The sequence below is a fragment of the Planococcus alkaliphilus genome (assembly GCF_057031095.1).
The window spans coordinates 717176-729223 of record NZ_CM168060.1 but is presented as its reverse complement, the minus strand read 5'-3'; the positions used below and the strand labels follow the sequence as shown (position 1 = coordinate 729223).

The following is a 12048-nucleotide window of genomic DNA, read 5'->3' as shown; positions in this document are numbered from 1 at the left end:
TCGAAACCATATATTCAAAGGATAGAGTATCTTTTGTATGCAATTGTAATTTATAGTTATAATGGTTTAGAATTGTTTCTTTCCCCTGGGGCACGCGATATATTTAATTACTGCATTCAATTGATTACTTATGCAGTTTTATTATATAACTTGTATTGTATACGACATAGTATAGCTTTATTAATTTTTCTCGAGATATAATTTTCAACTGTTTTCCCCATCAAAATTTTTATAGAACCATAAAAATTGCCTTGCTAACATTTCCTCTCGTGACGCTCCTATACATTCTGGGTAAGAATTATCTTCTTGAAGTTCGCTATATATCTTTTCAATTTCACTCGCTATTTTATCAACGTCTAATACCTTTCCGACTGATTCGTAATCTTCTTTTCTAAAAGAAGATTTTCCAGTCCCGTAATCACTTGTCACTTTGGCAGTGTAGGAGTTCAGTAACTCAAACAAGAACTTTGGATTCCTTTGAATATTTTTATCAATAGTTATCTTTATCTCTTCTGCCCCTTCATATTTTTTCCAGATTGACAAAATAGAAGGAAACCATTCAAGCTCTTCGATACCAATAGCTTCATTATTATTCAATTCCCTTTTAATTCGGTCACCAAATACCTTCTCTACTTCTGCGTACTCATAGTCATTAAAACCGTTTGGATTCGGGTGTTCTTCAGTATTTCTTCTGAACCATGTTAAGCTCTGTAAAGCGAAAGACAGTGAACTTGCCTGTCTAATAACTTCGGTTGCTAAATTGTTTCGTTCTTCTCTGTCTTCTAAGTTCTCAATACAGTCTCCTGTAAATGCAGCGGCCTGTCCGTAACTATTAAATCCCCTTAAAAGTTGTATGGGATTCGGAAGACTTCCACCTATACGCGCCATAGCAATTGCTAGTGTTTTTGATTGTTGAGGTGCGAAACCTCTACTCAACTCCCTTAATTTCGAAACAAACTTTGAAGCGTTCTTTTCAGTCATTATTATTTGTATATCATTAATAATCTCATCAACTGATTGATTTTCTGCTCTGGCTATCAAATCTCTTATTGCTATATCAGAAATATCGGTTGATGAAATCGCATATGTGAAATATCTTGTGAAATAATTTAGTGAGCAAATTCGTTTGTTTTCGCTCCACTTCACTTCTGATTCAACAGAAAATGAGATGTTTTTGTATAAGCAATTTAATTTAGGAAATAAGAAAAGCAGTAAATCTTTTAATTTCTCCTTTTTTTCTTCACCGATACTTTCCAGAGCATCTTCTATTAATTTTTTCCTGTTTTCTTTCTCGCTTTGTTTAAAAACCATTCCATATTTAGTGTCTTCTAAAAATAAAGAGGGGTTTTCATAAATTAAGCTATATAATTCCGGCAATAAAACTTTAATTCCTTCGAGCAGCATTAAATCTACTGTATTAACTTTATCCCAAAGTATTGGTAAAGCAAACATTAATGTGTTTGAATACATTTTCACTTGCCTCGGTGTTTTTAAATATCCTTCTAAGCCCCCTGTAAATTCAAGCATGAAATTTCTTAAATCCGTCTTTGAAAGTTCAATATTCGATAATGACAAAACTTTTGTTATTTCATTCATATAAAAAGTTCTTAAATCTTCTCCATCTATTATCGGCAAAGAAAGCGGGACTTGAATTATCTTTTCTATAAAAGACGATCCTACTTTCGTTGAGCTTCCTCCATACTTATCACTCAAGGCCGATGAAACCACATCTTTATCAAATGCTAATATATAAGCAGTGTAATCAAAGTCAGCGGTTAATTTAACTAATCGAAACAAAGTATGAATCTCATTCTTATCTAACCTATCGATATCATCGATTAAAATGACTATCCTCTTTTTTTCTTCGTGTAAAATCTCCTCAACACGTGCTCTTAAATCCTGAACATCCGCTTGAGAAAAAAGTAATTGTACTCCTTCAATTACCTCACTTTTCCCAGCTATCGCCGCTATCGGTTTTGCAAATTTCTCAATCACTCCTCCTAGCTTTTCTTTCTTAGAAATTATAGTACGTTCAATAGTTTTAGCTAATTCATGAAAAAAATATATTAGCATCTCATCTTCTGTACCAAAACGCCATGGATTAAATTTCATACAAACAACTTGATCTTCATTATCTAACTCGCCTTCGATAAAATTTAAGACTGAAGTCTTTCCATCCCCCCATGCTCCATAAAGACCGATGACTATGCTACTTGGGTCATCTCTTTTAGAAATAACCTCTGCTACCCTCTTAGAAAATTGATATCTATTAAACCTGTCAAATTCAGGATTTTTTATTGGTTTATCCGAAGAATAATTTTCACTTAGCATTAAAAGCCGCCTTTCTTGAAAGTTCTATAAATATTTTTATTTGCATAATCCGCGAGTAAATAGTCCTCAACAAATCTCTTTTTTGCATGAATCTCAAAACTTTAATTTTCCGACTAAATTCATACTTAAGGAGATTTCTGCCCTACTTGATATGGAACTAGGGCGTTTCTTTTTTAAAGTTCAAATTTATAACCTACATCGACTCTTAATCAAATAACTTTTTTCAGCTATTCAATCATTTCACAATGGCATTAACTCCAACATTCGTTTCGCTTTCCAGGGAGTGGCACAATTCTCACACAATTTATATCCTTAAATAAAACAGTAAAGCCGTGACTCAAAACCTTGAGTTTAATGCTCTTTAATTGTGTAGAAAATGAATTGTAGTACATAGTCAGAATGCTTTAAAATTGTTTCTTTCCCTGGGACGCTACCTTGTTCTTGCATGTACTACAAGTGCAGAGTTGACATTTTCACTAGTATAGTTTGTTTAAAAATCTCAGACACACTTTTTTTTCAATACAGATATATATCTCTGATATTCACTTTTTCTATCACCGTTGCACTATTATCTTTTAAGACTTTTAAAACATCCTGACTGAATTCCACCTCATATTTTACCCTGAACCATAATGACACTTGCTGCTAAAGTTTAGGGGATATCAGATTTCAAAATCATAGAATTTTTTTATTATTAGAAGAAAGCAAATTTACTGATTGTACTTTATACCTTCTTAAAATCTCCAATTTCTTGTGTATAATTTTTTAATATACGTTTGCATATAACAAAAAATATATGATATGTTATTTACAAGTATATTTTAAGGGGTCAGAGAATCCAGGCTTATGGGCAACTTTATTTGCTTTATCTTTAACACTTCAGTTACTTTTAATAGCTAAAAAAAGGGTGGTGGTCACTATGACAAGTAATTTCATGCTTGATTCTATGTTAGAAGTTGTGAATTGTATGACTGCTGTTTTTGGATCAGCTTTAGTAACCGTTGCCCTGACGCCTTAAGATATATTTTGTTGAAATTCTAACATCCTATAGTTTTATGAAATTGCAAACAAAATTTATTAGAATCATAAAATTTTTGTGAATATTTCGAATGATACTTATTACGCTTCCCTGGGAGCCTCAGAAGCACCAAATAATTTATGCGAATGAATAAGAAGAAAAAACCACAACCGATACATTGGTAGATGCAGTGTGGTCATGTATATAGCATGAATTGTGAACTGTAATGTATTGTCAAAGTTATTTAGAATTGTTTCTTCTCCAAAGACATAATTTCTTAATTTGCCCATGTTCTACCTGTTTCGCACTTATTATACATATTCAACTCTTCTCCTAAAACACAAAAGCCGTATCCGTTAACTTGCGAGGTTAGGAGATACAGCAATTTCTTTATGCACAGTAATTAATAAGTATTATTGAGTTTGGCACAGGAACGCGATTTGCCACTTCTTATATTTAAAAAACAATGATTTTTGGCGTAAAGTCTATCTTTATTAAATGTAGTAAAGGCATTATCTATTCAAATCTCTTTGCAATAAATTGTTTTGTAAGTTTTAGCAATCCTTTTGCTAAACCATCTGCATCATTTTGCATTTCTTTCAGCTCTACTTCTTTCCTATCAAGACGCTCATACCATTTATTGATTCTTTCTTGATTGAATTCTTCTCCATTCTCTTCTTTCCGAATATTTTCAATTAAATCTTTAATTTCCAAATACAATAGTTCATTTCTAGTGTCTCTAATTTTCTTTTTCCCTTCTCTTTCATCATCTAAGTGTTTATTAAATTGATTAAATAAAGCAATTGCCCCTTCTTTCCATACTTCACTTGGTACTTGTTGTACTACTCTAGTAACTAGTTCTATCCCAGATAATATATTATTGTTTTCATTTGAGATCGGAATACTCTTTACTACTTCAAAGTCCTTTGAATCAACTTTTCGGCTCATATTATTTCCTCCCTGTAACTTTTTTAATCAATAAAATAAGTTTTAATTTCCCTAAAGTTCTTCTTAGGGGGACATCAAATTACCTAATCAAAAATATATAATGTAGCTAAATCATTTTTTGACTGGTCTGCTATCTCTGCTATCTGCTCCGCGTTATAATTTAACACCTCAATATTAAGTAAATCGTATAGATAATCAGCGAATTCGTCTTTTGCGTTTAAATTGGCTTCCGGATTCTTTTGTTGATGATTTATCTTTCGATTAATTGCTGCTGTAAATAAGTCAGCTACTTGTATCAGTCGACTCATTTTAGAGTCCAATGAATGAAAAGCGTTTAATTTTACCTTTTCATCATAATGTATTTTAAAATTATCAATTAAAGATTGCTTTATTTGGTTTATTCGAAGAGCACTCTCACCATCCTCTTTATCCTTAAAATAAGCTACTTGTTTAGGCAATTGGATTCTTCCACTTTCAGTCTCATGTTCCATTCCAATTCTAATTAATTGATAAAATAATTCTGTATTTAAATCATCTATAGACACCTGAAGTTTAGTTTGATTTGCTGCTATAGCTTTATATCCGACCATGTGACCATTACTAATAGCGAAGTTTACAAAATCTTTGTAAACTTGCAGATTATTGCCGTTATTTTTTAATTTATTGAAATGAAATTCATCAGGAAACGATTCATCTTCTTGCTTTCTTTGCTGAGCCCATTCAATCAAATTACTATTAAGTTCTCCTTCATTTGCCAGAATCCAAATGCTACCTACAATTGCATACTCGTCATTCTTTCCACTTTCATCCGCATATATTGAAATATAATCAACAGCCGGTTTAGTTGCTATTTGAATTTCTTTCTGAATTTCCTCATTGTTCCTTCTAAATCTTCTAACTTTCTTATCACTCTGGAATAAACGATATTCATTTTGAATTTTAGCGCGTACTCTTGCTACAGAGGTTAATCGTTCGAGTTCAAACAATTTCTCTAAACTTACAGTTCCTCCTCGATGCTCTTGAAATATTTCCCAATACTTTATCATAAGAGCAACATCTGAATTTCTGGTTTCAGGATATTTATTTAAGATAGTCGCAATTTTAGTTATCAAATGATTTGTATTTCCTTGTTGTACAGCAATCCAAAGTTCTTCTCCTTTTTTTATACGCTCTGCCTCTTTCTCTTCATCCAATAAAATAATCTCTTCTTCATTCATTCCTTCGTTATTCATTTCTGCTAAAACTTCTTCTAATCCTTTATTCATAAAACCACTCCCACTTAAAATAAGATATTCTTATAAAGTAATGCCCTAGCATTTCATTTTTAAGTTTTCAGTAAACAAAGAACAAACAATCATATTTCTTACTATCACCTGTTAAATTCTCAATAGATGATTCCTCAACCCCTCATCACTCGCAAAAATATAAAGCCCCTTTATCCCTCTCTTCATCAACACATTAATCGAATTCAAGATAATCTGTTCTTTCGCTCTTTCAACATCCTCAATTCCATCTTTTCCTCTGAAGGCCTCGGTATCACTGTACTTTTTAGTCACAATCTTCAGGAAGTCATCTTGCTCATCATAAGTAACGGACGGCCCCAATATCACGCCTACATAATTGAGATCAAAACCTTGAATCGTATAGATGGATCCTGCCTCTTTAATTGTCTCCGGCTTTTCTGCCCAAGTGTTTTTGGAATCGGTTGAGTTCCAGGGGATTTCTAGTCTATCTTCTTTGATGTAGTACTGTTGTCCGTCTTTTTTGTGTTCGTAGTCGAAGGTGGAAACCACTCTGGAAAGTCCATATTCCTCGTTTTTCTCTACAATCGCTTCATGCATTTCCTTGGCCGAGTCGAATATTTGAAAATCATAGTTTTCGTCTTTTGGCAGCTCCAGAATTCGTTTCTTCACGAAGTTGTCAATCCAGTCGATCACATCTTCTCCCGCGTTCATGCGGAACTGGTCCCGTAAAACATAAGGCTCTTCTCGTTGATAGCCAGATACAATTTTCTTAAGCCGCTCTTCGTCCCAATAGCTTTTTAGTTTTAAGACTTGTTTGTCGTCGTAGACGACGATGACGACTTTGCTGTGCTTGATGATTTCTTCCAATTGATTGTTTTCGTTGAAACCATTAAAGGCATCTGCCCGGCTCAGCAATAAATGCGCTTCGTCGACCAGAACAATATCGGCTTTTTCTGCTGCATTCTTTTGTTTATTAATAAAGCTTGTCGGCTTATCGAAATTGTTCTTTTTGAGAAATTTCACATTGGCCGCGATGTTCTTATACGTTTTAAGCATTTCTGAATGATTGACGAGTAAATGGTTTTTCGTTTTATACAGATTGGAGCTTTTATTCGCTGCACGTTCTTGGATGCTGTTGAATACCGAACTGAGGACCACACTCTTCCCGACCCCTGCTTCGCCTTTAATCATAAAGACAAAAGTTTCATCGTTATCGATGTGATTCTCGCAAACCTCAAGGATTTTATTCTTCAGCTCGAGCTGTGTAATCGTTAATTCTTTAAAAGGAGAAAGTTTGAAAATGTCCCTGTTTTCAATCACATGCACAGGGTTGTTCACCATTCTCCGTCTCAATAATTCTTTCCATATCTCATTGAATATTTCTTTGTCATAGAACTCTTTGTTGTGGTAATTATGCGTCACGCTTTGCGCCGTTTGACTTTTGTTCTGCAGCTTGTAGCGATCGTCGCCTAAGAAATAATTGATCAATTTCGTTTCCAGGTTATAAGTAGCCGAACGATGAAACTCTTCATGAATGATGAGCGTCATTTTCTCTAAGTTCTTCCGTTCTTTATTGTTCAAATGGGATTTCATCCGATTTTTAAACGCAATCGTTTCTCCGATGTAAACCGTCGAATTGTTGTTAAGAAAATAGACCACTGGATAATCGAAGTAACGCTCGTTATTGATTTGATCCAAGGCATCTTTATTAAACTTCCATGTTTTTAGTTCTACTGACCCCATATTCATCATGCCTTTCCAGTAAGTGAATAATAAATCGATACTTATTAAAAGAAGATATAAATGAAACTTGCTTTGTTGTTTATTAACTTAATATTAGCATCATTTAACTATCTTTTTACTACTTTTGGAAAATTTATTGTAAATTTGTTTAAAACAGTCTTTCTTCCTTTTTTAAGTCCCATTATAATAGCCGATGCCGTTTTAAATGCCACTTTCCTACCTTCACGCAAATCTTCCGTTATGCCATACTTAAAATAGAAAGAAAAAGGAGGATCATATTTATGTCAGCTCTAAACGCAATGTTGGCGTGGACATTCACGCAGGAAATTGATGTGCCGGATTCGGTGAAGGATTTGCTGGTTCCAGGAGAAGTGGCGCAGATTGCTTATAAAACCGTACGCGATACAGCCGTTGTAACAAACAAGCGATTCATCATTTCCGATAAGCAAGGTCTAACAGGCAAGAAAGTGGAAGTCTACACGATTCCGTTCAAGTCGATCATCATGTATTCTTCAGAGAATGCCGGCACCTTCGATTTCAATACGGAGCTCGAGCTTTGGACGACGCTTGGCAAGTTCAAATTGAATTTGGCGAAGAAAGTGGATATCCGGAAGCTGGATAAAGTGATTGCAGAAGCAATTTTGTAAGTTTTATTGAACGTATCGTTATAGAATAAAAAAGGCCTTTCCAACATAAAATGTTGGAAAGGCCTTTTTTCTCTTCAGTTAAATTTCATATTATGATTGTAAGAGACTGCGCTCTTCATGCAGCCAATTCTATTGCATGAAAAAAGCGAATCCATGGGGATACGCTTCAAATTAGGATTGCGCTTAATAATGAAATCTTGCTTGCGCAATTAATATCGAATCGTTTTCAACTTTATAAACTAATCGATGTTCTTGTGTAATATGCCTGGACCAATAACCCTTCCATTCATGTTTCAAGGGTTCCGGTTTTCCCAGTCCTGTAAAAGGATGGCGTTCGATTTCCTTGATGAGTCGGTTGATTTTTTTTACGTTCTTTTTTTCATTATCTTGCCAGTAAAGATAATCCTCCCATGCTTGATCAGCCCATATTTTAAGCATCTGCATCGTCTTCGATTAAATCCCGGACAATCCCTTTGCCACTTTCTAACTGACTAATTCCGTCATTAAGTCTTTCTCTATTCGCTCTGGTGGACATCAAATAAGCTGTTTCCCGATAAGCATTCAATTCATCTTCAGATATTAATACCGCGTTTTTACCTGACTTCAGCGTAATGATTACTTCAGTGTTAGATTCTGTAACGTCTTCAAGAATATTAAATAAGTCTTTTCTCAGATTGGTAGGTGTAGTTGCAGTAATTGCTGACATTTTCACCATCTCCTTTTATGTACATTATAACGTACACGTTATACAAATTAAAGAAATAGACTAATATCTTCGTACTTATTATTTTGCATATCCAAAAGTACCCTGATTTCTGCCGGATTCAGACCGGTGACTTCTACCTTGTCAAGGTAGCGCTCTTTAACAAATCATTCGAATCTCTTTTATTCACTAAGCTCCCCTTCAAAAAATCCCCGAATCAATTCAATCGACCGGTTCACGAGCGGCGGCAAATACCTTCTCGTATCGTGTGCGAGGAAAACGGTGCGCGTGACGTTATGGTCGTTCAGTTCGCGCACTTCGTAGCGGTTGTTCTGAAACGACTTCATGTAATTCTCCGGCACGAGGGTGACGCCGAGCCCTTCTTCGACAAAACTGATGGCGGTCTCGAAGCGTTCGACTTCGAACTGGATGTTCGGCTTGCTGCCGGCTTGGCGGAATGCGTTCAGAATGTCTTGGCGGGTTTGGAAGCCTTCCTTGAAGATGATGAATGATTCGCTGATCAAATCGGTGACGTCGAGCTTCGCTTTTTTTATGAGCGGATGGCCGGTCGGGAGCAGTGCGACAAAGTTTTCCTTATAGATAGGAAGGACATTGACTTCTTGCTTCGAAACGAGCTGGTTCGTGATGGCGAAATGGATGTCGTAATTGTTCAAGGCTTTATGGACATCGTCGAGCCCGAGCACTTCGACGATTTCGATGCGGACACCGGGGTATTCGTCTTTGATGGCTTTCAGGATTTTCGGAATCCAGAACTTGGCGGATTCGATGATGCCGATCGCGAGTTCCATCGGGCCTTGGTCTTTCAGCCGCTTCATTTCACCTTCGACGTAATTCACGTGGTTCATCAGTTTCTTCGCTTCCTCGTAGAGGATTTCCCCTTCTTTCGTTAATGAGAGATCGCGTTTGCTGCGGTCGAGCAGCTTTAATTCCAGTTCGTTTTCGAGCTTTTTGATCGCCATGCTGAGGGACGGCTGCGCAATGAGCAGTTCGTTTGCCGCTTTTGTGAATGATGCTTGTTCAACAAGCGTAATATAGTATTTCAAATGAGTCATATTCATGTAAGCGCTCTCCTTTATAGTTTCAAACTATGGAATCATCAATTATTGGTATTAGTAATAATAGAATAACTCTTTTACAATAAAAATACATATAGTTCTGAAAAAACTAATAAAGGAAATTGAGGTACTCGCATGTATACACTCCCTAAAAAAGATTTGTGGACCGGCCGCGTCGACAGCGAAACGGATCCTGCGACCTTCCGTTTCCACCAAGTCGTCAAGCATTCAAGCGTCGATGAATTGGCCGATAAAGAAAACGGCTTTTCGCTGATCGGCTTTGAATCGGAAGAAGGCGTCCGCAGAAACAAAGGCCGTCTCGGTGCAAAAAAAGCGCCGGATGCCATTCGGAAAGCCTTGGCGCCGATTCCTTACAACATCCAATGTTCGGTTCCAACCGTCGATGTCGGAAACGTCGTCTGTGAAGGGGAAAACTTGGAACAAGCGCAAGCGGAACTCGGCAGCTACGTGAATGTTTTATTGACTAAATCCTTGACCCCGATCATTTTAGGGGGCGGCCACGAAACGCTGTATGGCCATTACCTCGGCGTGCGGGAGTTTATCGGACCGGATGCAAAGCTCGGCCTGATCAATATCGATGCGCATTTTGATATGCGGGAAGCGGAACAGCCGTCGTCCGGCACGATGTTCCGGCAGATTCTTGAAAGCGACGCCAATGCCGGCTATCTCGTACTCGGAATCCAGCCGTTCGGCAACACGAAAGCCTTGTTCAAGAAAGCCGATGAACTGAATTGCGCCTACATACTTGCGGAGATTTTGACACTCCACAATTTGCCTGAAATGACTGCGGTCATCGATGCTTTCAGCAGCCAATATGATTATTTATTGCTGACGCTGTGCACCGATTCGCTTGCGGCATCCGCTGCCCCTGGCGTCAGTGCCCCTTCGCCGTTCGGCTTAGATCCACTCGTCGTGCGCCAATTGCTGCGGCATATGGCCTCCAAACAAAAGCTCTTGAGCTTTGATATTTCGGAAGTGAATCCGGATCTCGATATCCAGGAAAAGACGGTGAAACTGGCCGCTTATTTCGTTGTAGAAGTCATGGACAGCTTCCATCACGAATCGGACATAAAGGAGTGGAACGATGATTCTCGAACTTGACCAAGTCACCACGATCTTTCTTGCTTTAGCCGTCTTCATGGTCGGCTCGTATTTAAACTCAAAAATCAAGATTCTTGATAAATACTGCATCCCGGCGCCGGTTGTCGGCGGTTTACTGCTCGCCATCATCTTGACGGTGCTGCGCGGTACGGGTCTCGTCGAAATTGTGCTTGATACATCGCTTCAAGGTTTGTTCATGCTGACGTTCTTCACGACAGTTGGCCTCGGTGCAAGCTTCGCCCTCATTAAACTTGGCGGTAAACTGCTCGTCATCTACTGGCTCGCTTGCGGATTCCTGGCACTCGTGCAAAGCGTCATCGGCATCTCGCTCGCTTCCCTCTTAAACTTGGATCCGTTGATCGGCGTCATGGTCGGTGCTGTTTCCATGGAAGGCGGCCACGGGGCTGCGACTGCCTTTGGTACGACAATCGAAGAGCTCGGTGTTGACGGTGCCTTGTCAATCGGTCTTGCCGCAGCGACAGTCGGCCTCGTTGCCGGCGGTTTGATCGGCGGCCCGGTCGTCAAATACTTGATCAATAAATACAATTTGAAGTCGACAGAAGATGCGGAACTGGAAGAGGCAGCTCCGCAGAAATCGGCAGTCTCTTCTGTGTTGGCTCCGATCACTTCAAGAACGTTCATGATTCAATTATTCATCATCGGCTTCTGTATGGCGGCCGGATCTTATGTCGGAACAGCTTTCACGAACCTCACCGACTTTGCTTTGCCAAACTATGTCAGTGCGATGTTCGTTGCAGTCATTGTTCGGAACATCCTGGACCGTGTGAACGGCGAATTGATCGAGATGCGTACCATCGGGATCATCGGCGACATCACTTTGAGCATTTTCCTGTCGATGGCGTTGATGAGCATCCAGTTATGGGACGTTGCCAACTTAGCGCTGCCGCTCTTCATCATCATTTTGGCGCAAGTGGTCTTCATCGTTTTGTTCGGCATTTTCGTCTTGTTCCGACTGCTCGGCAAAAATTACGACGCAGCGGTTATGGTCGGCGGTTTCACGGGACACGGACTCGGTGCGACACCGAATGCCATGGCCAATATGGACGCCATCGTCTCGAAATACGGCCATTCACAAAAAGCCTATCTCGTCGTGCCGATCGTTGGTGCGTTCCTGATTGACGTCTTTGCGATGCCAATCATTCTTACTTCGATTAATCTATTCAGTTAATAAGGAAAGCCCGTCCGGATCAACTCA

General features: G+C 38.4%; 10 protein-coding genes. 3 read left to right on the top strand and 7 right to left on the bottom strand.

The features are described 5' to 3' along the window. Window positions 1–204: 204 nt before the first annotated feature. The 4 genes from AC2EXB_RS03825 to AC2EXB_RS03810 form a co-directional block, all read right to left on the bottom strand. On the bottom strand, window positions 205–2331 hold the full coding sequence (locus AC2EXB_RS03825; RefSeq protein ID WP_483603766.1) for a KAP family P-loop NTPase fold protein: 2127 nt from the start codon (window positions 2329–2331) through the stop codon (window positions 205–207). Between the two features lie 1534 nt (window positions 2332–3865). Continuing rightward, window positions 3866–4297, bottom strand: a complete 432-nt coding sequence (locus AC2EXB_RS03820; protein WP_483603764.1) for a hypothetical protein — start codon at window positions 4295–4297, stop codon at window positions 3866–3868. 83 nt (window positions 4298–4380) lie between these two features. Continuing rightward, window positions 4381–5562 (bottom strand): DUF3800 domain-containing protein, encoded by a 1182-nt coding sequence (locus AC2EXB_RS03815; RefSeq protein ID WP_483603762.1) that lies wholly within the window; start codon window positions 5560–5562, stop codon window positions 4381–4383. Window positions 5563–5673: 111 nt separating this feature from the next. Beyond that, the gene (locus tag AC2EXB_RS03810; RefSeq protein WP_483603760.1) at window positions 5674–7290 is read right to left on the bottom strand and encodes a DUF2075 domain-containing protein; all 1617 of its coding nucleotides are present in this window, start codon (window positions 7288–7290) and stop codon (window positions 5674–5676) included. Between the two features lie 275 nt (window positions 7291–7565). Here AC2EXB_RS03810 and AC2EXB_RS03805 point away from each other — a divergent pair, with 275 nt between their 5' ends. Further along, window positions 7566–7931, top strand: coding sequence for a PH domain-containing protein (locus AC2EXB_RS03805; RefSeq protein ID WP_483603758.1), 366 nt, complete (start codon window positions 7566–7568; stop codon window positions 7929–7931). Between the two features lie 183 nt (window positions 7932–8114). Here the strand turns inward: AC2EXB_RS03805 and AC2EXB_RS03800 are convergent, their stop codons facing one another. From AC2EXB_RS03800 to AC2EXB_RS03790, 3 genes are all read right to left on the bottom strand, one after another. Next, window positions 8115–8369 (bottom strand): Txe/YoeB family addiction module toxin, encoded by a 255-nt coding sequence (locus AC2EXB_RS03800; protein ID WP_483603756.1) that lies wholly within the window; start codon window positions 8367–8369, stop codon window positions 8115–8117. Beyond that, on the bottom strand, window positions 8362–8637 hold the full coding sequence (locus tag AC2EXB_RS03795; protein ID WP_052652850.1) for a type II toxin-antitoxin system Phd/YefM family antitoxin: 276 nt from the start codon (window positions 8635–8637) through the stop codon (window positions 8362–8364). Before AC2EXB_RS03795 ends, AC2EXB_RS03800 begins: the two co-directional genes overlap by 8 nt. 179 nt (window positions 8638–8816) lie before the next feature. After that, complete coding sequence (locus AC2EXB_RS03790; RefSeq protein ID WP_483603753.1) at window positions 8817–9713, bottom strand: LysR family transcriptional regulator; 897 nt, start codon at window positions 9711–9713, stop codon at window positions 8817–8819. A gap of 132 nt (window positions 9714–9845) precedes the next feature. Between AC2EXB_RS03790 and hutG the strand changes: the two genes are divergently transcribed. Continuing rightward, the gene (gene hutG, locus AC2EXB_RS03785; RefSeq protein WP_483603751.1) at window positions 9846–10832 is read left to right on the top strand and encodes a formimidoylglutamase; all 987 of its coding nucleotides are present in this window, start codon (window positions 9846–9848) and stop codon (window positions 10830–10832) included. Then, window positions 10816–12021 carry a sodium/glutamate symporter gene (gltS, locus tag AC2EXB_RS03780; protein ID WP_483603749.1) on the top strand — a complete coding sequence of 402 codons (1206 nt, stop codon included), beginning with the start codon at window positions 10816–10818 and terminating at the stop codon, window positions 12019–12021. The genes hutG and gltS overlap by 17 nt, the downstream gene beginning before the upstream one ends. Window positions 12022–12048 lie beyond the last annotated feature (27 nt).